The organism is Cellvibrio sp. ATLC23, assembly GCF_057196725.1.
Genome location: NZ_JBXUOS010000013.1, coordinates 1 through 24,409 on the forward strand (window position 1 = coordinate 1; position 24,409 = coordinate 24,409).

Below are 24,409 nucleotides of genomic sequence, written 5' to 3' on the forward strand. Positions count from 1 at the left end.
TATCCGCTATTGCACAGGCGCTAGCCGCAACGCAACTCTCTTTATTGAGCGACTGGCTGACGGGTGTATATGCCACGACACCAGATAAACTTGCTCAACAGTTAATGCTTACCAGCCGAGCTATTGCTATTCCTCCTGCGTGATTATCATTTAAGGGGAAGAGTAAAATTTAATGACCGTCCGCTTTTGGCCGATTGCGGGAGTTTTCTAAAAAACTGATGTATTCATCCTTTTTACAATATCACTTAACGCTACGCTACCAATGCGAGAAATAACTTACCAATTAACTATAAAGGAAATTTATGATCAACTTTAAATGCGGAGGTTTAGTTTTGGGTGCTTTTTTCCTGTCGGCATCAACTTTCGCGGCCGATGAATCGATAGTGAAAAAGCCAATCACTATAAAATCTATTCCTTATGAACTGCGCGTAGATAATCAGCTCGGCGAAGTGAAGGTCAATGCCGATAGAATCGAAATCGCTGCATTAAAAGGGACTGATCTATTTACCAATACAACGGGTGAAAAGAACGCAGATAACTCGCCAAGGCTATTGTTTGCACCTGAGGGAGATTTTATTTTCTCCGCTAAGGTTTCAGCTACATTCGCTGAAACACCTTATGACGGCGGTGCATTAATTGTTTATGCGGAAGCCAAGAATTGGGGAAAGCTGCTGTTTGAGCGCTTCAAATCCGGAAAAATTGGTATAGCTACCACTGTTTCAAAAGGCAGTGGCGATGATGCTTATCATGGCACCAGAGATACCAATCACCAATATTTGAAGATCGTCAGATATGACTCGTCTTATATTTTTTACACATCACAAGATGGCAAAGACTGGGATTTTGTACGTCACTTCGAGTTGAAATCCACAGCGCCAGTACACGTAGGTTTTACTGCTCAAGCTCCGTTGGCTGACATGTTTATTGCGAACTTCTCGGAAGTGAAATATCGCGCGGGAAGAATTACTAATTTTTGGCAGGGCGAATAGCAAGTGGCTCGCATGGAGTCTAACGAAATGCGGGGTTATTAAAATATCAATAACTCCCGTATTCCGCTAGGCTCTATACGGGCTACGAATCTGACACCCAAGTTTCTGCTCGGGTTTTTGGTTTACACCGTTTCAACAAGCTTCCCAATACTCACCAAATAAAGCGCCGTTTTTATCGGCATTGTGTCTGTTGTGGCTAATAACTTTTGATAGCGCAGTAATTGAGTTTTATAGGTTTCCATTTCTCTTGCGATAAACGCGGTTTCTATTTCACCGTTTTCGATATCACTGCTTTTGTAATCCACTATCCAGCGAATGCCATCGGCGATGAAGGTGCGGTCGATGATGTGTTCGCGCACGTCTTGTTTTTCTTTTTGCATTAGCGATAGCTCGCAAGCGCTTTGTTCGTGTTCGCAATTGAGTAGCCAGCGGCCTTGTTCGCTGTTGAGGGTGTTGGTGATGGCGGTGGTGATTTTTTGCAGGGCGCGGTTGAGGTTGTCGCCGCTCCAGCCGAGTTGTTGTAGTTGGATTTTCCAAAAACTGTGTTGCTGATTAATAAAAGTATCGGCTGCGATGCAGCTGTCATTCGTGACCAGTTTGTTTTCCACTAACGACTGCAATGCATTGTGAATCACGGTGCCGGTGTGGCGCGCGAGGCGGGCGCCGATGGTTTCTACTTCGGGAATGTTTAACGGGTTATCGCTTTCGCTCATGCTGAATTCGTGGCCGCGATAGTCTTTTAATAAGGTGACATCACTTAGCGCTGGTGCTTGCCAGTTTGCGGGCAGGCGCAGTATGTGTTGCAGGCCGGGTTTTGCATTGTTGTTGTCGAATGAATCATTGCGAGCTATTGCACGGGTGCTGTCTATTCGTTGTACGTTGTCTTTTATATAGGGCCAAATGCTGTGCAGCAGCGATACTTTTGCCGGTGCGACTAATTCGTCTTCTTTGGTATTAATGCACGCAATTAAATGCAAACGTTTAATTGCGCGGGTGCAGCCGACATATAACAGGCGCGTCGCTTCAAAGGCTTGTTGTTTATCTGCTTCGCGGCGCATAAAGGTGTAGAGGCCGTCTTCTTCTTTTCCGGTGGCGGCGAGTGAGCCGAGTAATAATTGTTTTTTGCCCTGATGATTAATGCGCTCTTGCCAGAGCAATAATTGTTTGTCGTCTTTGCGCGCGCTGCGATCCAAACCGGGAATAATGACCGTATCAAATTCCAAACCTTTGGATTTGTGGATGGTCATCACTTGCAATTTCGGATCAGCATCGGCACGCGGTGCGGCAAACAAACGCTCGATCGCATTATTAAACGCTTGCCAATCGCGAATGCTGCCGCCTTGTTGGTGTTTGTCGAGCAGCGCAAAAAAACTGTTGATGTTGTCGCGGTCATTGGCGTCCAATAACGTTGCAGGGCCACCCAGTGCAAACCAGATACCTTCAATCCACTGATGCAACGGTTTGCGGTAACGCTCTTGCAACGCTTGCGCAAGAATGGGAACTACTCTTGCGAGAATTGTTTTTCCGTTCGCACTTAGGCCACTGATGTGTTCGTGTAATTCCAATTGCCGCCAAAGCACCGCAAATGCGGTTTCATTGATACGTGGATTTTGTTCGGCGAGGTTGGCAGTGGTGATGCAATGCAAGTCGTTATTATCCAAACCACACCAAGGCGCGCGCAAAACTGATAACCACGCGATGCGATCAGCGGGATTTAAAAGTGCGCGAGTGAGCGAGAGTAAATCCATAATCGCCATAAGGCTGGCGAGGCGATCAATTTCGGTGGCTTGATAATGTAAACCGGCGGCGGTGAGCGCCGGTAAAATGCGCGCGAGGTGATTGCGCGTGCGCACCAGAATCGCAATGCTGCCATTAGGGTTTTCATTGCGCGCTTGTTGTACCAACTCGACCACGGTTGCCGCTTCTTGCTGTTGCGCTTGCACACGCGATGAGGGTTCGTTGTCATCGCTGTCACTTTCATCGCTTTTTTCAGTGGTGTAAGTGCAGGCATAAAAAGTAACGGCATCGCCATCGATTGCCGGTTTAAACGCAACAGATGGCGAATAGCTGACTGCGCCACGGCTGATGTCGTCTTGCGCGGGGAATGCATGTTGAAAAATGTCATTCACCCAATTCACTACACCCGCTTGCGAGCGGAAATTCACGCGCAAATCCAATGCGGTTAAATCCACTGAGCCTATGCCTTGTTGGCGTGCATCCAAAAACAAACCCACGTTGGCATTGCGGAATCCGTAACAGGATTGCATGCCATCGCCCACAATAAACAAAGTGCGGCCATCACCCGCTTGCCAACCACTGGTGAGTTTTTTTAATAACTCCAACTGGGGGCTGGCGGTGTCTTGAAATTCATCGACCAGAATATGGCGAATGCGATAATCCAATTGCAGGGCTAAATCGCTCGGCGAATCTTCATCGCCCAGTGCGAGCAATGCCGCTTGGCTGATGGCGGTGTAATCTGTAGCGCTTTGTTGTTTGAATACAATGGTGAGCTGCGCCACGAGGATGGGCAAAATGCTGGTTAAACTGTCGAGCAGTTGCCATTGATGTTCGGCGTAGTGGGGCGCCGGCAGTGAACGCAGCTCTTGCAGTAATTGTTCTGCTTCGGGTGCGGTATCGGTAATTTCAGCGATTAATTCGCTAAAGCGATTTTTTAAGTCGGCGTTTTCTTTGCCGGCAGGAAAACCTTCGGCTTTGGTTAAACGCGCGCGAAACGTGCCACCGTTGGTTAAGAGTAAATCGACTAGGGCTAGCCACTGATTGAGTGATTCTGGTTCGGCGTCGGGCAAGCCATTAATGCCAAGCAATTCGTGAATGCGATTTTTTCGCTCGCCTTCTTCCTGCAGATTGGTGGCGGCGCGGTCGGCGATGCTGCACAACTCGCTGCTGTGAATTAATAGCGCCGCTGCAAGCAAATCCAAATGTTCACAGACTACATCGCGCAGTACTTGTTCTAAGTATGCGCGCGCATCTTCATGGCGCGCTTGCAGCAATACACCGAGCCACTGCTCGCGTTTGGCGAGCAGACTGATTAATAAATTTTCTACCGCTTGCAGATTGTTATCCAAGTGGCGCAACAGGCGGGTTAAATCATCGCGCAGGGGCGATTCCTGTTCGAGCAATTTAAATAATTCGCGCACCGCTAACCGATAGGCTTGGTCGGCATCTTCCAGTGTATCTGGCTGTGCACCTATGCCGCTGGCGAGTGGTAATTGTTTGGTAATGGCGCGGCATAAACTATCGATGGTTTGCACGCGCAAACGCTGTGGGCTTTGCAATAAATTCCACTGCAACTCGCGGTCGCGCTGCAAAACCTTTTGCGCGAGTTGCCAGGTGCGCAGTGCATGAGGATCTTGTGGTTCGGGTTGATCGGCTGCTTGCCAGAGTGCGTGCATAATCCGGTCTTGCATTTCGCCCGCCGCTTTGCGCGTAAAGGTAATCGCTAAAACTTCTTCGGGTTCATCGCAATAGGCGAGCAGGGTTAATACACGCTGGGTTAATAACCCGGTTTTACCGGAACCTGCTGGAGCGGAAACCGCAAACGATGTTTGCGGATCGAGTGCATCAAAACGAACTTGTTGATCGATTGGCTGATTTGAAATGAATTCAGACATTACACCGCCCCCTGCATGCTGCGAATAAAGGCATTGAGTGCATCCTGTTCTTGCAGACGATTAAGTGGCAGTAAATCTTCTGCGTATTGTGCAGTGGTGAGGTTTTTCATATCGACACGCGCATCGCCCTGAATAAAATCAGCAGCTAAGTTTTGTAGGAAAAGTTGCCATTCTTGCAGTTGTTCATCCCAAGGGGTTTTGCTGGGGTAAATACCATCGTGTTGGATATTTAATTCGCCAGTGCCAATCCACTTCATCGCCTTGGCATTGATTTGTGCAAAGGCGATGGCGGCAATTTTGTTGCTTGCGGTAACGGCGTAAAGCGGCAATTGCGGTTCATCCATGCGCTCGCCTTGCCAGCTTTGCAATTTGGGTTGACCGGTTTTGTAATCGATCAAGATGAAATCTCCGTTATCCAATTGATCGATACGGTCAATGCGCAAACGCAGTGGTAAACCGGAAAATTCAAGCTGCACTTCTTCTTCAATCGCTACCACGGTAAATGGTGGGCGCGTTTTTTCCTGTGCAAGCCATTCGCCGATTAATTGCGCTAATCGCTCTTGTTCCAGTTGGGCGTAAAACACCCCTATGCTGGTGCCGCGTTTTTGTTTGAGTGCATCCACAGCGGTTTGTGTGGTTTGGTTGATCAGCGCGGTGAGTGCACTTTCATCCAGCGCGAGCAGAGTTTGTTGATCTTTCAATTGTTTCCAAATTTGCGCGAGCGCATCGTGCAATAAATTGCCGCGCTCAATGGCAGAAAAACCGGCGACGGGTTCGTCGATACTGTTTGCGCCTAAACGTAAACGGGCAAACGCATTAAACGGGCAGGCACCTTGTTCTTTAAATAAACTTGCACCGCCGCGCACGGGTTCTTGCCCGATTATTAGTTGCGGCGCTTGCGCCGTAGGCACTATTTCCAAATTGCGGGTGGCGGAGAGTGTTTGATAATTTTGCGCGCTGATGCTGTCCATATTGGCAATCAGTGTATCGATAGACGTAAGCGGTAAATGGCGAATTAATGCGCTGGGGCTGAGCTCGCTCTCGTCATCGCTGTGCGCGGAGCTGAACACAACCAGCGGTGCACATTGGCGATAGTGTTCGGTGAGTGCGCGCGCAAATTGCAATTCCCGCTCGGCGCTGGCGTGGGGCATTTTTTGTGTGCGCTGTAAGTTGCTCGGTAATAATGGATTCGGTGCGGGTACTGGTGGCCATTGGCGATGATGTAATCCCATCACCCAGCAGTGACTGAATTGCAAACCGGCGCCTTCCAGTGCGCCGAGAATTTGAATCGGTGAATTGGGCGTCTGTGCCTGAAATGGTGTTTTACCGGCAATGCTGCGCAGTTGTTGAATCGCGGCGGTGTAGGTTAATTCAATGCCGGTGCCATCCAATTGCAAAAAGTTTTCCAGCACTTGATTCCACAGGGTGAGTTGTTGATATTCCTGGCTGTCTAATCGCCGCGAGCCCGGCCAGCCCAGCAATTGCAAATGCTGCTGAAAAAAATCACTCCAGTATTGCGCACTCTGTTTGCCAAAACTCTGGCGGCGATAGTTTTCCAACTGCACTAAACGGCTAATTAAATTGCTGTCACCTTCGGCGATTCCTAATTTGCTCGCCAGTTTTTGCCCGTGGTAGCGCAAATCGCTCAGGCTAATAGTAAAGCGGCTAAGTTTGCGCAGGGTTTGAACCAAGTGTGTGCGTAGCACTAATTCTGCATCTGAATCGCCAAAAAAAGGTGAGAGCAATAAATTGCAAATGGCTTCCAAATCCCAAGAGGATTTTTGCAGCTCTAATAAATCTAATGTGGCGCTAATAATCGGTGTTGCACCCAGCGGTGTACCGGCAGAAAAGTTAAACGGCAAGGTATAGCGCGGTTGATCGGGCAGGGCGGCAAGCGGTTCAAATACCTCGACAAAAATGCGCTCGACCTGATCGCGACACTGACCTAAATTCGGCACGATAATACCAATCATCGCCGCTGGATTTTGCTCCAGTTGTTGTTTACTCCAGAGTGCGGCGGCGCGAATTTCAGCTTCGTTATTTTGCGTTTCAGTGCGCATTAATTGCGTTGTTTGATTTTCCAATTTGATGCTGTGCAGCTGTTGGCAGGCGCTGTTGATTAAATCTTGATGCTGCGGTGGGATATCATCAAACCCGGTGAGATGAATAATGCTTTCTTGTTTCAGCTGCGACTGTCTAAACGCATCGATCAAAATTTGATTGGCACTTTCTTGCGTAATAAAGCCCAGCTGCGCCAAACGCGCGCGGAATTCGCCGAGCCAGGTTAGCCAGCAATAGGTATTGCTCTGTGCATTTAAGAGTGGTTCAGCCGCGCGCACTTGTTCTTCTGTGAGCTGCCAGAGTTCAAGGTTACGCAATGCGCTGTCGGCAGCTTGTGCCAAGGGTTCCGGTTGTAACAGCGCAGCGGCGAGGGATGACTCGCCGATAATTTTTTCCCACAGAGTTTGGCGTTGCAGGTTATTGATAATCCGTTGCGCCGCAGGTTCATAAGCGCGGCGTTGCAATAATGCCCAATTGAGTTCAAGCCACTGACTCAATGAATAAATGCGTGGGCTGGGCCAGACGTTGCTGGTATCCGTCTGCCGCTGGCCATAGGCGCGCAACATATGGTTACGTAGGCGATTGTTGGCGGTGATGATCAGCTCGCCACTGTCGATGGCGGCGAGGTAGGGTGTTATATCGAAATAGGTATCAACCATGATGATGTCCGAGTGCCTTGTAAACGGTGTCACACTAAAGTGACCGGTATTATGGCACCGGATTCAATGCCTGTGCGGGGTAAAATTAAACGTAAATTTTTGTATAAGTCTTTGTCGTATAAGGAATTAGCGGTTGCATCACCTTGTTTGGCCAAGTGAAACATGCTACTTTTCCTGCCCACATAAAGAAATGCTTGGATTGCACCGCATAATTTCTGCTAATCGCAGGCTTCAATCGGATTGAATAACAATAGCCCAAAGGGCATAGAACATCGGCAAATACGGTCTATACATCAGGTGAGTGTTTCACTAGGTCGCTACTTTTTTTTAGTTTTATTCAAAAGTGCGTCTATGATTCCCTTTGTATTTCATAACTATAAACAAGTGACCCTATGAACCAACAATCTACTGGTAATTACAGATGGACCATTTGCGGTCTGTTGTTTTTCGCAACCACTATCAACTACCTCGATCGCCAAGTATTAAGTTTATTGTCTCCCGAGCTGATGCAGACTTACGGCTGGAACAATAACGACTACGGCAACATCACTGCGCTTTTTACCTTTGTCTATGCGATATCAATGATCTTTGCGGGTCGTTTTATCGATAAGTTTGGCACCAAAAATGGTTATATTTTTGCCATCGCGATTTGGTCGCTGGGTGCGGCAATTCATGCATTTGCCTACGACATGGGCGCTGCTTTTTACGCCCTGCTGGGTTGGCTCGGCTTGGCCGATATTGATCCGGCCAATGGTACGGTCAATGGAGCCGCTGCAATTACCGCCTACTCGGTCGCCGGCTTTATGATTGCACGAGCAGTGCTTGCCTTTGGTGAGGCGGGTAACTTTCCCGCTGCGATTAAAGCAACTGCAGAATATTTCCCCAAAAAAGAGCGTTCGTTTGCTACCGGTATTTTTAACTCAGGTGCTAACGTAGGTGCGATTCTGGCGCCGTTGACTGTGCCGGTGATTGGGGTGATATGGGGCTGGCAATGGGCCTTTATTCTAGTAGGTGTTATCGGTTTTGTATGGATTGGTTTTTGGTGGGTATGGTACGACAAACCGAGCGAACAAAAGCGTTTGGGCGATGCCGAGCGCGCCTATATCAACTCTGACGTTGAAGCTGTAGAAGCAGTTGAAGAAGAAGTAAAAACCTCTTGGCTGGCGCTCTTGGGTTACAGACAAACCTGGGCCTTTGCGTTCGGCAAATTTATGACCGATGGTGTTTGGTGGTTCTTCTTATTCTGGCTGCCTATTTACCTGAGTGCCCAACACGGCATGGAAAAAACCGAAATTGCGTTGCCTATCGCGCTGATTTATACCCTGACTATGTTCGGTAGTATTGGTGGCGGCGCCTTCCCAAGTTACTTCATCAATAAAGGTATGGACGCATTTAATGCGCGCCGCACCGCCATGTTTGTTATTGCGCTGGTGCCGCTGGTGGTGCTGCTTGCACAACCGCTAGGTTATATTTCGGTGTGGATTCCAATCCTGTTGATTGCGATTGGCGCCTCAGCGCATCAGGCTTGGTCAGCGAACATTTTCACTACTGTGTCTGATATGTTCCCGAAAAAAGCCGTAGGTTCAGTGGTGGGGATTGGTGGTTTTGCCGGTGGTATGGGCGGCGTATTGCTTAATAAGTTGGGCGGTGGATTGTTCGATTACTTCGGGCAAGCAGGCAATATTTATATGGGTTACACCATTATGTTTGCGATCTGCGCCACTGCTTACTTGATTGCCTGGTTTGTAATGCGTTTGTTGGTGCCTAAATACCAGCCGATTACCGATCTGTAAATTGGTTAGTAGCATTGTTTATGAAAACCGCTGCCGGGTAACTGGCAGCGGTTTTTTTATCGGCTTGTTTTTATTGATTGGGTTCTAATATCAAAAAAGTCTAATTAGCTGCGCTTAAATTTGATCGCGGCACTGCGTTGATCAATGCGATGGTCAATACTTAACAGGTAATTCATTTCACAGTGGGGAACCTGTTATGTCGAACAGTAACAATAATAATGTGACCGCCAAAACCATTATGAGCAAAACACTGCTCAGTGCTTATGAGGGCTGGACCATTCATCGGCTGGCGGAATTTTTTATCAAACACGGTATTTCCGGCGCGCCTGTGATTGCATCGGATCACGAATTAGTGGGTGTGGTGACTGTGTCGGATATTTTTAAATTCAGCAGCATGGATGAAAGCAATCGCCGCGAGGCACTGCGCAATTATTATCGCGAAAGTTGTGAAATCGATTTGGATGATACCAGCCTGCGCGAGTGGAGTAATCGCGCGGAATATAACTGCACCGTTCATCAAATTATGCAGTGTGAAATTATTACTGTGCGATTAGAAGCTTCTGTTGCAGAAGTCGCAGCAGTGATGGTGAAAAATAATATTCACCGGGTAGTGGTGGTCGATAAAAAGATCGCCCAGGGTGTGATTACCAGTATGGATATTTTGCGCAATTTGCAGCCGTCAGGAAATGAGCTGCGTTTGGTTGTCTAAATCGAGCTTGATTAATTAAATATTGAGATAAGTCTGTTGATGAATATCAACGAAAGTGAGTGCGGGGGCAAGTTGTGCTGCTTCTGCAGTCGCTTTGGTAAACACCGCAATGTGTTCAGGAATATAACCTGCAGGCGCTTCTTCGCTATCAGCCAGTAAAAACTCTACCCGTCGCGCAATGGCCGCACCTGAATCAATCAGGTTGATTCGCGCGGGTAGCTGTTGTGCCAACTCTTCTTTTAGCAGCGGAAAATGCGTGCAGGCCAATACCAGCACATCCATTTTTTCTGCATTCTCTGTGTTCATTAATGCCTGCGTGATCGTTCCAATAGCGGCTATATCAATTGCTTCGCCGCGCAATTTTTGCTCGGCGATTTGGACTAGTGCGCTAGAACCCAATGAAATCACCTGGCAGTTTGTTGCGTACTCGCGGATTAATTCGTGGGTGTACGGCCGTGCGACTGTGGCAGGTGTGGCGAGCAGGCCAATTACACCGGATTTGCTCATCAGTGCGGCGGGTTTAATCGCCGGCACCACACCGACGATCGGCAGGTTTAACTTGCTGCGCAAATGGGGCAGGGTGAGAGTGCTGGCGGTATTGCAGGCGATCACCAGAATATCGGCTGGGTAGCGCGCTAACAGCGCCGTTATTACCTGATCCACTCGCGCGATCAGCTCCGCTTCACCCTTGGTGCCGTAGGGGAAAAAGGCATTGTCTGAAGCGTACACCAGCGAAACCTGCGGCAAACGCTGCTGGATTTCCCGTGCGACACTCAAACCGCCGACGCCGGAATCAAATACCAGAACACGGGGCGCTTGAAAAGTTTGGGCGGAATCATTCATAGGAGAATCAAATCAATGGCCTGAGGGCGGCGATATATTGCTAAAATGGCGGCGATTTTAACGGTCGTGGCCGATAAAACCTAGCCGCGTTTTACATTCTGGAGTTTTTTAGTGAATCCATCGTTTTTGCCCCTTGTTGCCGCCTTGTCGGGTTTGGTTGTCGGCGCGTTTATTGTTTACTGGATTATCGGTCGTCGCCTTGACCAAGCCGTAGCGGCCAAAACCCAGCAATTGGAAGCGGCGCAGCAGCAATCACTGCAACAAGTGCAACATGCCCATGCGCTGCGCGAAGCTGCGTTACAGCAGGAAATCCATCAACTCAATGTGCAGTTGAGCGAAGCGAAAAGTCAGCGGCAAGCGGCGCAGCAACAGGCTAGTGAATTACAGCAAGCGCTGGGTATTGCGCAGCAAGATGCGGCTGGCCTGCGCGAGAAGACTCGCCACTTTGATGAACTGCAACAACAAAGCCAGCGTAAAGATGAACAACTCGTGCTGTTTGCAAAAGAGACCACAGAACTTAAAACACGTTTGGAGCAAGAGCGTAAACATTTCGCTGAGCAACTGGCGCTATTGCAAAATGCCAAGGTGGAATTGGCCAAAGAATTTGAAAATATTGCCAATAAGATTTTTGAACATAAACAACAACAATTTAGCGTTAACAGCAAAACCTTGCTCGATAGCACGCTGGATCCTTTGAAGCTGCAACTCACCGAATTCCGCAAAAAAGTGGAAGATGTATACGAAAAAGAAAATGCCGATCGCAATCGTCTATCCGGGCAAGTGATCGAGCTGCAAAAACAAGCGCAAAAAATCGGTGAAGATGCGGTTAATCTCGCTCAGGCATTAAAAGGCAATAGCAAAACCCAAGGCAATTGGGGCGAGGTGGTGCTGGAGCGTTTGCTGGAAGAATCTGGCCTGCAAAAAGGCCGCGAGTACGATACGCAAGTTAATTTTACCGGCAGCGATGGCTCGCGCTTGATGCCCGATGTGATTATCCATTTGCCGGAAAATAAAGACATTGTGATCGACGCCAAATGCTCGTTGCTCGATTACGAAAAATTCTGCAACTCAGACGATGAGGCCGAGCGCAAGCAACATCTCAATGCACACGTGAACTCGCTGCGCAGTCATATTAAAGGTTTGAGTATTAAAGACTACGAAAAACTCGACGGTATTAAAGCGCTCGATTTTGTGTTTATTTTTATCCCTATTGAAGCGGCGTTTATGTTTGCCTTGCAACATGAGCCGGGGCTGTACCGCGAGGCCTATGATCGCCATATTATTTTGGTCAGCCCAACCACCTTACTGGCGACTTTGCGCACCGTAGAAAATATTTGGCGCTACGAAAAACAAAATAAAAATGCCGAACGTATCGCCAAAGAAGCGGGCGCGCTGCACGACCAATTTGTATTGTTGCTGGAGTCGCTTGATGCCATTGGCAACTCACTCAATAAAACCCAGGAGGCGTACAGCAAGGCGCGCGATCGCTTGCAATCCGGGCGCGGCAACTTGGTGAAACGCGTGGATGATATTCGTCGTCTGGGCGCAAAAACCAAAAAAACTATTGCCACACATTTATTGGAAGATGCAGGTGCGGAGTTAGAAACGGAAGACTTATTGCTGGATGTCGATTCGTCAGGCGATGGGCCTGAGCGTTAGTTGCCTCAACTAGTTAAAGCCGTGTAATTTAATCCATGAAATTTAAGCCACGTAAATTTAGAGAGCCCTATTGATGAGTGTGTTAAGTATGTTGGCCCTATTGGGTGCAGTAATTATTTTGGTTTTATCTATTGTCGCTGGGCGCTTGGTGTATAAAGTGTATCGCCAGAAAAAAGAGCAGGAGGCTAAGTTGCAAGCGCAGGAGGAAGCTAACCAAAAAACGCAACGCGAGCAGCGGGAGCGGATGAATAAAAGCATTCAAATTTTAGCGCAGGCAGTGCATAAAGATGAGCTTACCTTAACCGAAGCCAGCATTCGAATTTCAGGTTTGCTGGATGCTCTTGATGTGCATGCCGATATAAAAACCGAGTTTTCTGCTTTTTACCAGTTGCGCGAAAAAACCAGCCATATTCCCTATTTGGAAGCTTGGCAGCAGCTCTCTAATGCGGAGCAAAATAAATTTGATATAGACCGTTTACGCCATGAGGCAACCTTCAATGATTTTGTGATGGATGCTGCCAAGCGTATTCAGGGTAGGGATTTTTAAGGATAAGAAAATGACGGTGGAATTTATCTGTCGCGCTATGCAGGAGCGCGATTTGGCTGATGTGATTCGCATTCAGGCTGAAGCCTATATCGATGAAATTTTAGAAACTGATGCGGTGATCTACGCGCGTTTTGCGCAAACAGGGGATACCGCATGGGTAGTTGAACGCGCTGGCGAAGTGTGCGGCTATTTAGTGGGCTATCAGTCTGCATTGGGAGAGGTTTCACCCTGGGGCAGTGAGTTTGCCCACAAGCCTGATTCGACGGCCTTGTATTTACATGACCTTGCGATCAGCAAATCGGCGGCAGGTTGCGGTTTAGGACCGCTGCTAGTGAATCATGCTTTGAGAGAAGCACGCCAGCGCGAATTGCGCGCGGCGGCTTTGGTGTCGGTGCAAAACTCCCAATCCTTTTGGCAAAAATTGGGCTTTGCTGTGGGCACATTGCTGGACGAAATCCAGCAGGCTAATTTGGCGACTTACTCCGGCCCGGCAATTTATATGACGCGCGAGCTGGCCAGTTAAATAAACACTGGCCGTATTATTTTTTGTGCAATACCACACCGCATTCTAGGTGATGGGTGTAAGGGAACTGATCAAAAATCGCAAAGGCTTTAATGCTGTGGGTTTGGGTAATGGTTTTTAAATTTTCGCGCAGCGTGTCGGGGTTGCAGGAAATATACAGAATATTGTCGAACCGCTGCGCAATGCTAGTGGTGTGTGGATCAAGCCCGGCACGGGGTGGATCGACAAAAATACTGGTGAAATTGTAGTCCGCTAAATTGACATGGCGAAGCCGATTAAATTCGCGCACACCATCCATCGCCTGCGAAAATTCCTCGCTCGACATACGCGCAATTTGAATGTTGTCGATCTGATTGGCAGCAATATTAAATTGCGCTGATTCCACCGATGTTTTGGATACCTCAGTAGCCAATACTTTGCCAAAATTTTGCGACAGTGGCAGGGTAAAGTTGCCATTGCCGCAATAGAGTTCCAATAAATCGCCACTCCAACCCTTACTGTTTTCCACCGCCCAGCTCAGCATGGCTTCGCACACTTTTGCATTGGGTTGGGTAAAGCTGGCTTCGACCTGTTGATAAGTATATTCGCGCCCGGCAATAGTCATGCGCTCAATCACGTGATCGCGCTCAACCAATAAACGCTGCTTGCGACTGCGGCCAATAATATCGATCCCCAATGACTGTTTCAGTGTTTGTGCTTTGGCAATCCAGGCTTCATCTAAGGGTTTATGATAAATCAGGGTCACCAGTGCTTCGCCGCTTTGCGTGGTTAAGAATTCGACCTGATACAGCTTGCGGCGCAATAACTCATCGCTATTAATCGCCTGCAACACTTGCGACATTAATTGATTCATCAACGCCGAGCCGATCGGGAATTCATGAATCGGGTAGGGACGTTTGAATTCGTCTTGCGTGAACATCACATATTCAGTGCGCTCTTGCTCGTGCCATACGCGAAACTCGGCGCGCATGCGGTAGTGTTTTTCCGGTGAGCTAAATACGCTGATCTCAGGCAGGGAAAACTCGGCAAAATCCTGTTGGATTTTTGTTAGTTTGCGGGAGAGTTGCTCTTGGTAGGCGGCAGTAGAAAAATCGGTAGGCGTCATAAATGGGTTCATCGTTTAAAAAAGCAAGCCGCAGCTGGCTGCGGCTAATGATGCGCCATTATAACTTCTTCGTCTCACATTTGCCCCATTCGCAGGTGATAACTTCCACTGCGTTTGCGCCGCAAAAATTGGCATAGGCTTCATTTGGCCAGTGATTGGCAATGGTCAGTGTATAAGCTGCAGTGCAGCTGGGTTCATGTGCTTTGGCAATCGTGAAGTAGGTTGCGCCCTTGTTTATGTCGCTGATTCCGCCCGCAAGTTGTGGTGCGTCGGCAATATTGAGATCAAGCGGTAAATGCGTGAGCAGTTCCGCTTGATAGGGAGCAATCAGTGGATCGCTGGTGAGTGGAAGTTTATTGCCGCTGATTTGTGCTAATCGAAATTGGCAGGTCTTTTGTTTGTTAACCGGGCTGCGCTGCGCCAGCGCCAGTTCATTGGTTGCACGCGCACGCGCATCCAGTGCCAAGCGAATAGCCTCCGGTGCAAGGGTTTGACCTTTATAGCTAAAGGTGCGATTGGCTTGCTGCTGGCTGTAATAGCTATCGGCAGCGGCGACTAATTTGGCATTTGCATTTATCCAATTTTGTTGGATATCAATCGCATCAAGTTCAGTATCGCCACCCAGCGCGGCACAGCTGGAGAATAATGTGGAGAAATAAACCGCTTCGCTGAGTATATGGGTTGCGGCTTTTTCAAGACTGTTGGCATCGGTGGTGATAGGTGTTTGATTGGCGCAACCGCTGATGAGCACAGCACCCAAGGCTGCAAGAGAGAAATAGCGTTTGTTGATCATTATTATTTCCTGGTAAACGATAAGGTGAATAATTATTGCTAGTGCAAAGGTAGTTGGATAATAAAATTACAGCCTTTGCCTGGCGATGTTTTTACGTTAATCGTTCCCTGGTGGCGCTCGGTAATAATGAAATAAGAAACAGATAAGCCCAAGCCGGTTCCTGAGCCCAATTCCTTGGTGGTAAAAAAAGGTTCAAAGATGTGCTGGCGAACAGTATCGGTCATGCCGGGGCCGTTGTCCTGAACCTCGATCACAAGATGATGGTTTTGTGCGTAGGCTCTAATCCAAATATGCGGCTGTTCGGTCGCACTATTGGCCAGTGCTTGTTTGGCATTGCGCAATAGGTTGAGTAATACCTGCTGCAGTTCGGGAGCGGATGCATGCAGTGGCGGCAGTGGATCGGCAAATTCAGTACTGATTTGCAGTGCTTGATCCGATTGTGGGCTGGGATAACTGCTGCGATTGAGCGCGATAGTTTGTTCGATCAGATGTTTGATATCAACTAAACTGGTTTTGCGCTGTGAATTGTGAGAGAACTCCAACATATTGCGCACTATAGTGGCGGAGCGCTCGCCCGCCTCGCGAATGGAGTCGAGCATTTGTGGAATTTCCCGCGCGTATAAATAGGTATTTACTTTTTGAAAATCGACATCCAACTCATCGGCATAGGTTTGGTTGATGGGGAAGTTGACGTCGGTACGGCGAGTAATGTTTTGCACGTTTTGTAAAATCACGCTGAGTGGATTGTTGATCTCGTGGGCGATACCTGCAGCTACTTCGCCGAGGGAGTACATTTTTTCGTTTTGTATCATCAGGTTTTCGATGGTCACTTTTAATGTGACGTCATCTACTCGAATTACCGCGCCCTGCTGTGTGCTGGAAATTAAGGGGTAAATAGTAATTTCAAAGTAGCGTTTTTTTTCCTCTGCATCACTTTGCGTGTGCTGTATTGAATATGGTTCGCCGTTGCGTATGGAGTTTTTAATTGCATCCAGAGTAACTGGGAGTCGGGGTAGCAAATCAATTATTTTCTGACCCAGCGCTTCATTGGAAAAAATTTCAAAGGTGTTTTCAGCGGCTGCGTTCCAGTGGGTTACTTCGCCGTGTGCGGTAACGCCAATAATAATCGACGGCATGGAGTTAATCATGCTCTGCAAGTAGAGTTTGGTCTCGCGCAATTGTCTGCCGGTTTGCTCGTGCCGTGCGACCTCGTCAATTAGTAAATTGTTAATGGTGTGCAAACTTTCGGTGCGCTCAAGAATTTTTTGTTCCAATTCTTTTTGCGATTCTTTCAAGGCTTGGCGGGCGCGTTTGTTGCTCAGGCGACTGCGCTGCAAACCGATAATTAACAATGTTTGTAGGGCCAGCAGCAGGATCACCACTATGCTCATCCAAGGGCTGGCTTCATTGTGAAATAGGCTGGTGAGTAGGGCGTCTGCAGTCATAGGGCGAATTAAAGGCCTGTGGTGGGGGTAACGATAATCTACTCTTTGCGTTTGAATATATCGACCCGAATTCTATGTGAAAACTTCATTTGTTTACTTTGAATCACTTTTGCTGGTTTTTTGCCCGTGAGCGATGGGGTTTTAATCGAATCTGAAAAAGTTTAAATGTTTTGCTAAAAAATGTTTGACAGGGCAGCTGAATTCGATAGAATGCGCACCTCTCAACGAGGGGCGGTTAGCTCAGTTGGTAGAGCAATGCCCTTACAAGGCATGGGTCACAAGTTCGAGTCTTGTACCGCCCACCACATTTTTAACTCTTATGAACAAGAGTAACAAAGTAAAAATGCTGGTGTTGATAACTCTGAGAGATATGCGGACCGGTAGTTCAGTCGGTTAGAATGCCGGCCTGTCACGCCGGAGGTCGCGGGTTCGAGTCCCGTCCGGTCCGCCACTATTCAAGAAGCCCGCACTTGTTGCGGGTTTTTTATTTTCCGAGTCTTCCTTCCTGTAATTCCCTCCCCCCTACCGATTTGTTTGTGGCTTAGGTTTGGTTATTAGCTAATAAATATTCGGTATACATAAAATTGTCATCATCAATTGGTAATTTTGGTTTCGAGGAGTAAAGTCCGTGAACAGCTGGTTTGTTTAGCTGTCTCAGATCAGGTGGTTCGCCTCATCTTAAAATCATTCCCTTAAAGGAGTAATACACATATGCAAGACTATATTGAAGACCTATTAGACGTTCAGTACGACGATTGTGACGATGACATGGCTGAGGATTACTCAGACATCTAACCCGGGCTGCTGCAGCATTGTGCTGCAAGGCTCGCGGTAACTCCCCCCTTTTCATATCTCCACTGGTAGTAATTCCTTCATAACTCTTTTTTTCATTCTTGAGTATTCCTATAACCTGTGGCTTTTGGTGACAGGTTGCTTAACGTTAATTTACGTCGAGTAGGCCGCAAATCCGGTTAAAAGTCGCTAATGAGCGCTGTTCTTCACGTTTTCATGCCATTTGATTTCATATACTGCAAGGAATCTTCCGCTTGGTTTGAGACGACTGTCTATGCCCAATTCTCCCGCAGAGCAACTTGAAGCGGTCTTTCTGTTTCAGGAAGAACAGATTTCACGCGAGTTACTCTATCCAGAATTTGAAGCCATCCTCGATGGTTTTATTCCTGTCCCGGATTTTGCCAGTGCATCTGCTAAGGCTGCCTATGTACAAGTGGATCACTCCCTTTGTATTACCGGGGTGGTTTTTTTTCTATTGGGATTTGATGCAAATGGGATGGTAGATAGGCGCTGGAATGTGCCTTTGCGTCAATTAATCGAAACTGCGGGCACTGGGCCGGATATGGGGGCAGGGGCCATTCGACTGGCCTGCTATAGCCAGTGTTCGATTGCCTGGCATCAAAAAAACCTCTGGGACCCGCTGATGCAGCGCGGCAACAACAGCTTTGTGGCGATGCGTAAAGCGGTAAAGGCTAATCGCTTGGGCTTGATCGTTAAGCCTGCGCTAGTGAAGGATGCAGCACCAGCTGAGCCATTGCAGTCAGTTCGATCTGCCCAGGAGGCTGAGCGCGAACAGGTGGCATTGGAGCAAAAGCTGCATGACCGTTATGCACAAGAGCTGCGCGACAAGATGGCGATGTTAATCAAAGAGCAGCGCCTGCGGATTGCGACCATGATGAATCAACATCAAGCAAAATTGCAGGGCATGCAGCACGAGCATCAACAGCGGTTGCTGGCCTATCAACAAAAACATCAGCAATTCGAACAGCAAAATAAAGAATTGGCTGAACGCAATCGCACACTCAAAGAAAATCTGGATGTGCAGGCGACCAAAATTGAGGGGATGCGTGAGTATTTTGCGCATAAGCTCAAAGCAGCGCAACAAGATGAATCGAGCCAGGTGCAGCTCTTGCAGGAAAATTTTGCCTTGGAGTTGGATGCCAAAGTGAGTGCGGCTACGGCTGATTTGCGTGAAATGTTGGATATGCGCGAAGTAGAGCTGTTTTATCGCCATCAGAATGAAAGCGCTTTGAAAGATGAGATTGTCAACCTCAAACGTGAAAACCAGCAGTTGCTCAAAAATAGCGGCGATCAGTTATTAAGTCGGCTAACCAAGGCGGGCGTTAATCTGGTCGTTTTCTTGCCGGGCTTGGGCGAGTACGCGATTGCGCTGGATGATATCGGCAGCTATCTGGAAAATCCGCAGGCCTTTGCGGCCGACAAGGTCGGTGTGAGTGAACCAGTTTATGCAGCCTGGCTGGAGCACCACAAATCGCCCTGTTGCAATGCGCTTGATCCGCGCGGTCAAGTGTGTGGCAAGAGCATCCCAGCCCTCGAAAGTCCGTTAGAATTCCACCCCGGTGAGAGCGATCGCTGTGCGCAGCATCAGGCAGTGACTTATGCATTGGTGGCAGAGCGACGTTAAACAAAACGTTGAACTGATTATAGAGTGTTGAATGCGTGTTGATTGAACCGGTAGAAGGCTTATTAGATGTTGATTTTGCAAGGGCTAACTTGCTGGATATCGCCGTTAAGGTGCCGCTGCAGCGCGTAGAGAGCAAGGCGTTGACTGCAGCCGGTGTTGAATTGTTGGTGCGCAGGGATGATTTGCTTGATCCGATGTTATCTGGCAATAAGTTTTACAAATTATTTTTCAACCTGCGGGATGCGCAAGCACAGGGATTCACCCGCGTTTTAAGTTTTGGCGGCGCTTACTCCAACCATTTGCATGCTTTGGCAGCCGCGGGAAAACGCTATGGTTTTAGTACCTTAGGAGTTGTGCGCGGCGAACGGCCGGCACACTTAAGTCCAACGCTCAGCGATGCTGAAGCTTGGGGCATGACACTTATTTTTATTGGTCGCACTGAGTATCGCAATAAAACGGAGCAGGTGTTAATCGCCGATTTAAAAACCCGTTACGGCGAGTTTTATCTGATTCCGGAAGGTGGCGCTAATGTAGCGGGTTCGCACGGTATGCAGCTACTGGGGCAAGCGCTAGAGCAGCAATTGAAAGGTGACTATACTGCGGTATGTATAGCTTGCGGCACAGGTACCAGTTTAGCGGGTTTGGCGGCGGGAATTGATGCTGGCAAACCGACGTTGGGGTTCTCGGTGTTGAAGGGTGAGGGTGGTTTAGGGCGCGATATAAACACCATTTATAACTCGCTCTGCACTGAGCAAGCGCCTAATTGGCGGTTAATCTCAGGTTTTCATTGCGGTGGTTACGGCAAAAAGCACCCTGACTATTTGGCTCAGTTCTGGCGGGATTTTGAACGCGAGAGCGGCATACCACTTGACCCGGTGTATACCGTAAAAATGTTTTTCGGATTAAATGCTCTTGTCCGGCAGGGTTATTGGCCGCGTGGCTCGCGAATTGTTGCAATTCATTCGGGCGGGCTACAGGGGCGACGCGGTTTTAAAGGCGGTTTTTAAAGGCAGTTCTAAGCAGCCCCCTGTGTGAATTGTATGAATATGTTGTCTTAAGTGGTCGCTCCCATCTTTGAAGGATGTTGTTATGCAAGCTCAGAAAACTACCTCGACTCCGGTTGTGGCCAAGGTGCCGCTCGTTGAATTCGATCTGAATTTGACGCGCACGTTGGTGCCTTTAAAAGATATGAGCGAAAGCCATTTATTAGCCTTGTTGGATGATGCGGTAGTAGAGGTAGTCTGCGCGGGGCAAACCTTATTTACTGCCGGTAGTTACGATGCCCAGCATGTCTATCTATTGCATGGCGATGTCGCCTTGGTGGCTGATGATGGCAGCCGCACCTTGATTAAAGGTCGCGCTACTTTATTGCCAATTGCGCACCAGCAGCCGCGTCAATACACCGCTGTTGCTGAAACAGATTGCAGTGTGTTGCGGATCGACAGTGAGCGCTTGGACAAAATGTTGACATGGAGCCAAGTGGCGGATTATCTGCAGCTGATTATTTCGCGCGAGCGCGATTTGGATGAAGACGTTGATTGGATGATGACGGTATTAAAATCCAATTTGTTTTTTAAAGTTCCGCCATTAAATGTAGAGGAAATTTTTTCGCGCCTGACGCCCCAAGTGGTCTATGCCGGTGATGTGATTATTCGTCAGGGTGAAATGGGCGATCAATGTTATTTTATTAAAGAAGGCGAGGCAGATGTCACTCGCCACAGCGATAACAAGCGGCAGCATCTGGCAACTATCAGTGTTGGGCGCTGTTTTGGTGAGGATGCGTTGGTCAATGAAACCGTGCGTAACGCCACGGTAATGATGCGCACTGATGGTGTTTTAATGCGCTTGGATAAACAGGACTTTTACCGTTTATTAAAAGAGCCGACGGTTGCTACTCTTGCGCTTAATGAGTTAGAAGAAAATATCGTCAACCATGTGGTTGCGGTGGATGTGCGCAGTGAAGAAGAATACAGTGAAATGCATTTGCCGCAAGCGGTGAATGTTCCTTTGAATATCCTGGCGATTAAATCGCGTTTGCTCGCAAAAGATAAACTCTACATATTCTATTGCGATACCGGCCGCCGCAGCCGCGCAGCCGCGCACCTATTAGCGCAGCATGGCTATAAAACACTGGCGTTGGATAATTGCCCGCAATTATTTACCCCTGCAGGTGTGCAGCAGTTTTTAAGCGATACAAATAGCTATGTGTTACGCGATGGTGTAGCCGTGCTTGGACAAGGGTAATTTGCTAAATGATATTTTTATCTGGCCAGTGATCAGGCACCACAAAACCACGCCATTTTTCTTGCCAGTAGTTATCCATATCGTTGTTTTGTTTCAAGGCCGCTAATAATAGCGGCCTTTTCATTTCACCGACTTGCAGTTGTAGCTGCGCGAAAAAATCTGTACTTGTTGCTCGCTCTTCATCACTAATCTGCACCGGTGCAAGCCATCGGTGGCGCTCTAGAATAATCCATTCCATTTGGTTGTATTCGCGCTGGTATTGTAAAAAATCCTGCAAGCGCCACCAGTATCCTTTGCCATGATTAGTGTTGCAAAATTTGGGGCTGTAATCGGCAAAGGCAGGTGAAAATAAATAACCTTGCACACATAAACCGGATTTCCATTCCCCCGCTTCTGGGTACAGCATTTGCAGTTGTGTTCTTGCCTCCATTGTTTGATGCAATGGCAACTGATGCTGGCGCATGCGCGCGAGTTTTACATCCAGCCGGTCGTGGCTGGCGGGGCCAATCCAGTGATGCCAATGGCGTGCATCCTCCGCGGAAGTGGCATTGCATAAATAAAATTTAACCGCAGTTTCAATATGCCAATATTCGCCGTTGCGGCGACATAAAAAATCAAACGCACCGAGGGTAATGCTGTTGCGCTCCACCTGTAAATTATGTTGCAGCAATTCCCATTCTGGGTGCTGTGAAAAATAAAAATGCCACAGTGTCTCGTAGTAAATTCCCAGACGAGTGCTTTTTACCGCGGCAATGTGTGCGAGGAGCGCATCGGGTTGTTGATCCAGTGCGTTAAGCCAGGGCCAGAGCTGATCATTATTGAGTGGAAAAATAGTGGCGTTTGACCCGGGTAATTCACGCATCATCGGTGCACTAAAACAACACCACGCGAGATCGCGCACCACTTGGTGGTGCAGTTGGTATACACGTTTATTGAATGAGTCTATGGTTGTAAGTGGCATAAAAGTCAGTTTGGGTTGCTATGCAGGCTATAATAGCTTACAAAACCTCATTACAATTTATTCATATCCTCAACCGCTCACGCAGTGAAATTTTATGACTCATTTTTCAACTATTGGCCTGATTGGTCATCTCAACAACGAGCGCGCGGTTTATTCGATCAAGCGATTAATTCGGTTCTTGCAACAGCGCAGCAGAGCGTTTGTGCTGGAAGCCGAGACGGCGGCGTCAATTTCCGATACCAGTTTGGTATCTGCCGCACGGCAAATCACCGATATAGAGACCCTCGGGCAAGTTTGCGATTTGGTTATTGTGGTTGGCGGTGACGGTAGTTTATTGCGCGGTGCCCGTGCGCTTGCTAAATACGGCGTGCCTCTGCTGGGAGTCAATCGCGGCCGTTTAGGCTTTTTAACCGATATCACGCCCGAAGATATTGAAGAAAAAGTGGAAGAAGTATTGTCGGGTAAATTTAAATCCGAACAGCGCTTTTTGTTGGATATGGAAGTAAAGCGTGAGGGGCAAGTGATCGCCACTGCCGATGCCTTGAATGATGTGGTGCTGCATCCGGGGCAATTTATTCACATGCTGCAATTTGAAATCTCGGTGGATGATGCCTTTGTCACCAGTCAGCGCTCTGATGGGGTGATAGTGGCAACGCCGACGGGCTCGACTGCCTATTCGCTGAGTGGTGGCGGCCCGATTTTGCACCCCACACTTGACGCTATCGTGGTGGTGCCAATGAACCCGCATACCCTTAGCAGTCGCCCAATTGTGGTGGCAGGCGATAGTGCGATCAGAATTGTGGTTGGTGAACACAATCGCGCTGAGCCGATGGTGACTTGCGATGGTCACTCTCACGTTGATGTGCAAACGGGCGATGAAATTTGCATCCGCAAAAAACCGCAACGGCTCGAATTGCTTCATCCACTCGATTACAACTTCTATGAACGCTGCCGCTCCAAGCTGGGCTGGGGTGGCCACCTGCTGAAGGAATAATATGTCTGATGCGCCGCCACATCACTCGCACTACTCACCCGTTATAGGTGAGGCGAGGGGTTATGATTTAATTGGCGATGTGCATGGCTGTGCGCAGTCGTTGGAGCGCTTGTTACAACAGCTTGGCTATCAAAAAGTGTCTGGTGTTTATCGGCATCTCGATCGCCAGGCTATTTTCTTGGGCGATATTGTCGATCGCGGTCCGCGTGTTCGAGAAGCGTTACATTTAGTGCGTGATATGGTGGAGCAGGGTAGTGCATTAATGATTTTAGGCAACCATGAATTCAATGCTGTTGCTTATTCCACTCCCGCAACCACTCCAGGCGAATATTTGCGCCCGCACACGCCCGCCAATATTCGCCAAATCAGCGAAACCCTGGAGCAGTTTGCAAAGTATTCCCAAGAGTGGCAGGCTTTTTTACGCTGGTTTGTCGAGTTGCCGCTGTTTTTGGAAATTCAGCACCCGGTTACCCAACAAGTTTTTCGCGCGGTACACGCCTGTTGGGATCAGCAATTGATTAATCAGCATCGCGCCCACTATGGCGACGGTCATATCGATTGGCAATTTATTTATCGATCGGCACAAAAAGGCAGTTTGGAAGCGATTACTAAACAGCGGCTTACCGGCGGGATTGATTTACCCTTACCGGATGGCGAAACCATGGTGTCGTCCGACGGCTATGTGCGCCGCGCGTTTCGCACTAAATTTTGGGGGCATGCAGCGCAAACCTACGGTCAATTATTGTTTCAGCCGGATCCTATACCGGAATACATCGCCAAAGCAGAAATCTCCCCCGAACATCGCGCACAAATGGTTCATTACGATCAATCCCAGCCGCCGCTGTTTGTCGGCCACTACTGGCTCAAAGGTCAGCCGCGGCCACTTGCGCCCAATCTCGCCTGCCTCGATTACAGTGCGGTTAAATATGGCCGTTTGGTGGCGTATCGCATGGATGGTGAGGCACAATTACAGCCAGATAAATTTGTATGGGTCTACGTTGATCCCTGAGTCGTT

18 protein-coding genes and 2 tRNA genes are annotated in these 24,409 nt (G+C 48.4%); 13 read left to right on the top strand and 7 right to left on the bottom strand.

What is annotated here, in order from left to right; genetic code table 11:
* Window positions 1–302: 302 nt before the first annotated feature.
* On the top strand, window positions 303–989 hold the full coding sequence (locus AC2CG4_RS17505; protein WP_484487501.1) for a DUF1349 domain-containing protein: 687 nt from the start codon (window positions 303–305) through the stop codon (window positions 987–989).
* 122 nt (window positions 990–1,111) lie between these two features.
* Here AC2CG4_RS17505 and AC2CG4_RS17510 read toward each other — a convergent pair whose 3' ends face one another.
* Window positions 1,112–4,621, bottom strand: a complete 3,510-nt coding sequence (locus AC2CG4_RS17510; RefSeq protein WP_484487502.1) for a UvrD-helicase domain-containing protein — start codon at window positions 4,619–4,621, stop codon at window positions 1,112–1,114.
* Window positions 4,621–7,341, bottom strand: a complete 2,721-nt coding sequence (locus AC2CG4_RS17515; RefSeq protein ID WP_484487503.1) for a PD-(D/E)XK nuclease family protein — start codon at window positions 7,339–7,341, stop codon at window positions 4,621–4,623. The genes AC2CG4_RS17510 and AC2CG4_RS17515 overlap by 1 nt, the downstream gene beginning before the upstream one ends.
* 392 nt (window positions 7,342–7,733) lie before the next feature.
* Between AC2CG4_RS17515 and AC2CG4_RS17520 the strand changes: the two genes are divergently transcribed.
* Both AC2CG4_RS17520 and AC2CG4_RS17525 read left to right on the top strand, forming a co-directional pair.
* Window positions 7,734–9,134: an MFS transporter gene (locus tag AC2CG4_RS17520; protein WP_484487504.1), complete on the top strand. Its 1,401-nt coding sequence runs from the start codon at window positions 7,734–7,736 to the stop codon at window positions 9,132–9,134.
* Between the two features lie 196 nt (window positions 9,135–9,330).
* Complete coding sequence (locus tag AC2CG4_RS17525; protein ID WP_484487505.1) at window positions 9,331–9,843, top strand: CBS domain-containing protein; 513 nt, start codon at window positions 9,331–9,333, stop codon at window positions 9,841–9,843.
* A gap of 15 nt (window positions 9,844–9,858) precedes the next feature.
* Here AC2CG4_RS17525 and murI read toward each other — a convergent pair whose 3' ends face one another.
* Window positions 9,859–10,686, bottom strand: a complete 828-nt coding sequence (gene murI, locus AC2CG4_RS17530) for a glutamate racemase (RefSeq protein ID WP_484487506.1) — start codon at window positions 10,684–10,686, stop codon at window positions 9,859–9,861.
* Between the two features lie 111 nt (window positions 10,687–10,797).
* On the opposite strand from murI, the gene AC2CG4_RS17535 reads away from it, so the two are divergent.
* The 3 genes from AC2CG4_RS17535 to AC2CG4_RS17545 all read left to right on the top strand — a co-directional run bounded on the left by AC2CG4_RS17535 (window position 10,798) and on the right by AC2CG4_RS17545 (window position 13,415).
* Window positions 10,798–12,345: a DNA recombination protein RmuC gene (locus tag AC2CG4_RS17535; RefSeq protein ID WP_484487507.1), complete on the top strand. Its 1,548-nt coding sequence runs from the start codon at window positions 10,798–10,800 to the stop codon at window positions 12,343–12,345.
* Window positions 12,346–12,433: 88 nt separating this feature from the next.
* Window positions 12,434–12,892 (top strand): DUF2489 domain-containing protein, encoded by a 459-nt coding sequence (locus tag AC2CG4_RS17540; RefSeq protein ID WP_484487508.1) that lies wholly within the window; start codon window positions 12,434–12,436, stop codon window positions 12,890–12,892.
* 10 nt (window positions 12,893–12,902) lie between these two features.
* Window positions 12,903–13,415 carry a GNAT family N-acetyltransferase gene (locus tag AC2CG4_RS17545; RefSeq protein WP_484487509.1) on the top strand — a complete coding sequence of 171 codons (513 nt, stop codon included), beginning with the start codon at window positions 12,903–12,905 and terminating at the stop codon, window positions 13,413–13,415.
* 16 nt (window positions 13,416–13,431) lie between these two features.
* Here AC2CG4_RS17545 and trmA read toward each other — a convergent pair whose 3' ends face one another.
* Genes trmA through AC2CG4_RS17560 form a run of 3 tightly spaced genes read right to left on the bottom strand, consistent with a single transcriptional unit; the run spans window position 13,432 to window position 16,758 of the window.
* Window positions 13,432–14,520 (bottom strand): tRNA (uridine(54)-C5)-methyltransferase TrmA, encoded by a 1,089-nt coding sequence (gene trmA / locus AC2CG4_RS17550; protein ID WP_484487510.1) that lies wholly within the window; start codon window positions 14,518–14,520, stop codon window positions 13,432–13,434.
* 58 nt (window positions 14,521–14,578) lie between these two features.
* Complete coding sequence (locus tag AC2CG4_RS17555) at window positions 14,579–15,313, bottom strand: hypothetical protein (protein WP_484487511.1); 735 nt, start codon at window positions 15,311–15,313, stop codon at window positions 14,579–14,581.
* A 38-nt stretch (window positions 15,314–15,351) separates the two neighbouring features.
* Window positions 15,352–16,758, bottom strand: coding sequence for a two-component system sensor histidine kinase NtrB (locus AC2CG4_RS17560; protein ID WP_484487512.1), 1,407 nt, complete (start codon window positions 16,756–16,758; stop codon window positions 15,352–15,354).
* Window positions 16,759–16,987: 229 nt separating this feature from the next.
* Here AC2CG4_RS17560 and AC2CG4_RS17565 point away from each other — a divergent pair.
* From AC2CG4_RS17565 to AC2CG4_RS17585, 5 genes are all read left to right on the top strand, one after another.
* Window positions 16,988–17,063: transfer RNA gene (locus tag AC2CG4_RS17565), tRNA-Val, on the top strand.
* Between the two features lie 69 nt (window positions 17,064–17,132).
* Window positions 17,133–17,209 (top strand) — tRNA-Asp (locus AC2CG4_RS17570).
* A gap of 615 nt (window positions 17,210–17,824) precedes the next feature.
* Window positions 17,825–19,195 carry a hypothetical protein gene (locus tag AC2CG4_RS17575; RefSeq protein ID WP_484487513.1) on the top strand — a complete coding sequence of 457 codons (1,371 nt, stop codon included), beginning with the start codon at window positions 17,825–17,827 and terminating at the stop codon, window positions 19,193–19,195.
* Window positions 19,196–19,230: 35 nt separating this feature from the next.
* Window positions 19,231–20,202, top strand: coding sequence for a 1-aminocyclopropane-1-carboxylate deaminase/D-cysteine desulfhydrase (locus AC2CG4_RS17580; RefSeq protein WP_484487514.1), 972 nt, complete (start codon window positions 19,231–19,233; stop codon window positions 20,200–20,202).
* An 82-nt stretch (window positions 20,203–20,284) separates the two neighbouring features.
* Window positions 20,285–21,439 carry a cyclic nucleotide-binding domain-containing protein gene (locus AC2CG4_RS17585; RefSeq protein ID WP_484487515.1) on the top strand — a complete coding sequence of 385 codons (1,155 nt, stop codon included), beginning with the start codon at window positions 20,285–20,287 and terminating at the stop codon, window positions 21,437–21,439.
* Window positions 21,440–21,443: 4 nt separating this feature from the next.
* On the opposite strand, the gene AC2CG4_RS17590 is transcribed toward AC2CG4_RS17585, so the two are convergent.
* On the bottom strand, window positions 21,444–22,400 hold the full coding sequence (locus tag AC2CG4_RS17590; RefSeq protein ID WP_484487516.1) for a DUF1853 family protein: 957 nt from the start codon (window positions 22,398–22,400) through the stop codon (window positions 21,444–21,446).
* A 94-nt stretch (window positions 22,401–22,494) separates the two neighbouring features.
* On the opposite strand from AC2CG4_RS17590, the gene AC2CG4_RS17595 reads away from it, so the two are divergent.
* Entirely contained in the window at window positions 22,495–23,394 is a 900-nt protein-coding gene (locus AC2CG4_RS17595) for an NAD(+) kinase (RefSeq protein ID WP_484487517.1), read from the top strand.
* 1 nt (window position 23,395) lies between these two features.
* Complete coding sequence (locus AC2CG4_RS17600; protein WP_484487518.1) at window positions 23,396–24,403, top strand: metallophosphoesterase; 1,008 nt, start codon at window positions 23,396–23,398, stop codon at window positions 24,401–24,403.
* Window positions 24,404–24,409 lie beyond the last annotated feature (6 nt).

What these genes read in the sequence shown, in the direction of transcription:
- AC2CG4_RS17545 (WP_484487509.1), top strand. Translation starts at nt 12,903, where the DNA reads ATGACGGTGGAATTTATCTGTCGCGCTATGCAGGAGCGCGATTTGGCT.
- murI (WP_484487506.1), bottom strand. Translation starts at nt 10,686, where the DNA reads ATGAATGATTCCGCCCAAACTTTTCAAGCGCCCCGTGTTCTGGTATTT.
- AC2CG4_RS17525 (WP_484487505.1), top strand. Translation starts at nt 9,331, where the DNA reads ATGTCGAACAGTAACAATAATAATGTGACCGCCAAAACCATTATGAGC.
- AC2CG4_RS17560 (WP_484487512.1), bottom strand. Translation starts at nt 16,758, where the DNA reads ATGACTGCAGACGCCCTACTCACCAGCCTATTTCACAATGAAGCCAGC.
- AC2CG4_RS17600 (WP_484487518.1), top strand. Translation starts at nt 23,396, where the DNA reads ATGTCTGATGCGCCGCCACATCACTCGCACTACTCACCCGTTATAGGT.
- AC2CG4_RS17510 (WP_484487502.1), bottom strand. Translation starts at nt 4,621, where the DNA reads ATGTCTGAATTCATTTCAAATCAGCCAATCGATCAACAAGTTCGTTTT.
- AC2CG4_RS17555 (WP_484487511.1), bottom strand. Translation starts at nt 15,313, where the DNA reads ATGATCAACAAACGCTATTTCTCTCTTGCAGCCTTGGGTGCTGTGCTC.
- AC2CG4_RS17585 (WP_484487515.1), top strand. Translation starts at nt 20,285, where the DNA reads ATGCAAGCTCAGAAAACTACCTCGACTCCGGTTGTGGCCAAGGTGCCG.
- AC2CG4_RS17540 (WP_484487508.1), top strand. Translation starts at nt 12,434, where the DNA reads ATGTTGGCCCTATTGGGTGCAGTAATTATTTTGGTTTTATCTATTGTC.
- AC2CG4_RS17520 (WP_484487504.1), top strand. Translation starts at nt 7,734, where the DNA reads ATGAACCAACAATCTACTGGTAATTACAGATGGACCATTTGCGGTCTG.
- AC2CG4_RS17595 (WP_484487517.1), top strand. Translation starts at nt 22,495, where the DNA reads ATGACTCATTTTTCAACTATTGGCCTGATTGGTCATCTCAACAACGAG.
- AC2CG4_RS17505 (WP_484487501.1), top strand. Translation starts at nt 303, where the DNA reads ATGATCAACTTTAAATGCGGAGGTTTAGTTTTGGGTGCTTTTTTCCTG.
- AC2CG4_RS17590 (WP_484487516.1), bottom strand. Translation starts at nt 22,400, where the DNA reads ATGCCACTTACAACCATAGACTCATTCAATAAACGTGTATACCAACTG.
- AC2CG4_RS17575 (WP_484487513.1), top strand. Translation starts at nt 17,825, where the DNA reads ATGCCCAATTCTCCCGCAGAGCAACTTGAAGCGGTCTTTCTGTTTCAG.
- trmA (WP_484487510.1), bottom strand. Translation starts at nt 14,520, where the DNA reads ATGACGCCTACCGATTTTTCTACTGCCGCCTACCAAGAGCAACTCTCC.
- AC2CG4_RS17515 (WP_484487503.1), bottom strand. Translation starts at nt 7,341, where the DNA reads ATGGTTGATACCTATTTCGATATAACACCCTACCTCGCCGCCATCGAC.